Genomic DNA, 2154 nt, shown 5'->3' with positions numbered 1-2154 from the left:
GGCCAGGACCGGGGCCGGAGTCGGCTGGGCGGGGGCCGTCGGGGCCTCGGTGCCCAGTTGGACGGGGGCGGCCGTCAGGCTCGGCACGATCGGAGTCGGGGCGGGCTGGGTGGCGGGGGCCGGGGCGGCCGCCGGGCGGCTCATCACCAGCGAGCCGGTGATGAACCCGGCTCCGGCCAGGCCCAGGGCCGCCAGGGTCCGCAGGTCGAGGCGCAGGGTCACCGCTCGGCGGGGACGGCGGGCGCCGTCCTTGGCGGGGGCCTCGGCGGGGGCGGTGTCGGTCACGGGCTATCTCCTTCGTCGGGCCGGGGGTTCGCGGTCCCCGGCTGGCAGGACCAGCCTCGCACAAAACAGACCTGAGTCAAATAAAAAGACTCTAGTAACTTTGAGTTCGGGGCGGGCACTCAAAGCGCCCGCCCCGCAACCAAGTTGCCCCCTACCGGCCCCGTAGTCCGTGCGCCGTCTGGTAGGCGTACAGCCACGTCAACGGCCCGGTCAGCCCGTCCGCCGGCCCGAGGTCGCCGACGTAGTGCTCCTGGAGCGCCGCGACCTTCCGAAGGTCCAGCTGCTCCATGTCCTCGCTGGGCCCGACCCCGTACGGCGGACCCCAGTCGCCCGCCTGGAGCCAGGTCTGCAGCTGGCGGGCGTAGGGACTGTGCGCGCCCAGCACGAAGTGCTCGCGCCCCGGGAATGGCGGGGCCGGGACCTGGAGCTGCTGCCCGGCCTGGATCAGGTCCGGGTTGGCGATGCCGTTGAGGGCGACCAGCTGCGCCACATCGGTCTCGAGCTGCCCGGCGATCGCGCTGAGGGTGTCGCCCGGCTGCACGGTGTAGACGCCGGCGCTGTCGCCCGACGGCTCGGGCGCGGGCGTCCCGCCGCCACCGCCGCCGGGCCGGGGCGCGCCGCGCTGCACCCAGGAGTACAGCTCACCCCCCGGGCAGGACGTCGCGTAGCCGTCCCTGTGACCGCGGACCTCGCCACCGGCGCCGCCCTGCGCCCGACAGTACTCGATGGCGTCCACCAGGCCGTCGAGCATCGCGTCGGTCGGCGAGGTGATCCCCGAGGTGCCGACCATCGCGCAGACCGCGTAGTGGCCCGCGTTCAACGTCGGGTTGCCGTTCGCACCGTTCTTCCGATTGAGGCCTCGCCCCTCGAAGACGCACCCGTGCGGGCAGACGACGAAGCTGTAGGCGATGTCGATCCAGTCCTCGTTCGGATCGTTGAGGTGGGCGCGCTGGATGTCGCGGACGTGGCCGGCGCATCGGCCGTGGTCGCCCAGCAGGCCGCCGGGGACCGCGTCGCCCTCGTAGTGGATCTTGACGCCCCGGGTGGAGCCGATGCGGGTGTAGGAGCCGGTGGGCGCGGCCGCGCCCCACTCGGAGCGGGAGACGAGCTTCATCGGCTCGCCTCCCGCCCGCGGTCGGCCCGGTTGATGGTCGGCACGGTTTCCTCCCCTGGTCGGGTTGGTTGGTGTGCCGGGACGCTAGGCCTAGCCAGTCGTTAAGGTCGCGCCGTCAGGCGGCGGCCGTCTCGGTCAACACGCCGTCCTGGTAGCCGAATCGGCGTTCACGTATCCGGTCAGGCACCAGGAAAAGCGGGACCAGGCCGCCGCTCTCGGCGGGTGTGGAGCCGACGATGTAGCCGGACGCGATGACCATCACCCACTCCTCGGGCTTCTCCTCGGTGAACCCGACCGGTATGGAGGCGTCCTCTATGAGGCGCCGCTCGCTGGCGCGGCGGGCGTGCGGCCGGGCGATGTGCGGGCACAGCATCAGCGCGGCCTGTGCGCAGGCCTCGTGCATCGGCGGGTCCGAGTAGTAGCCCGACTCCGCCGACTTCGGGCCGCCGAGGAACGCGGCCGGTCCCGCCAGCGGTTCGTCGCACAGCGAGCACCGGCGCCCGAGGGCCAGCCGTAGGGCGACCGTGCCGTTGATGGTCACGAAGTCGACAGCGCCGTCGTGCATGTTGACGACGGGGATCGGCAGACCTCGCTTCTCGTCACGCGGCCGGGCCGCCAGAGCGGGCGGCAGGTCGGGCAGGTCAAGGTCGGTCATCTCGTCCTCCAGGGATGCCCCGTTCGCGGCGGGGCTCGGCAACATGGAGCCCACCAGCGCCGGCTCCAGCCGGCCCGGTCCTCTCGGGTGCCCTGATCCC

The 2154-nt window shown here is 72.8% G+C and carries 2 protein-coding genes and 1 pseudogene; all 3 read right to left on the bottom strand.

Annotated elements, in window-relative coordinates:
• Positions 1–285: pseudogene (locus ACIQOV_RS38570) on the bottom strand (hypothetical protein); the annotation flags it as partial.
• 151 nt (positions 286–436) lie between these two features.
• Positions 437–1399 carry a LysM peptidoglycan-binding domain-containing protein gene (locus tag ACIQOV_RS38565; protein ID WP_401055458.1) on the bottom strand — a complete coding sequence of 321 codons (963 nt, stop codon included), beginning with the start codon at positions 1397–1399 and terminating at the stop codon, positions 437–439.
• A 115-nt stretch (positions 1400–1514) separates the two neighbouring features.
• Positions 1515–2054 (bottom strand): hypothetical protein, encoded by a 540-nt coding sequence (locus tag ACIQOV_RS38560; protein ID WP_401055457.1) that lies wholly within the window; start codon positions 2052–2054, stop codon positions 1515–1517.
• Between the last annotated feature and the right edge of the window lie 100 nt (positions 2055–2154).

The sequence above is a fragment of the Kitasatospora sp. NPDC091257 genome (genome assembly GCF_044757675.1).
In the GTDB taxonomy this organism is placed as follows: domain Bacteria; phylum Actinomycetota; class Actinomycetes; order Streptomycetales; family Streptomycetaceae; genus Kitasatospora; species Kitasatospora lactacystinica.
Note: the sequence above shows the minus strand (reverse complement) of the source record. Positions and strands in the feature narration are given on the sequence as shown.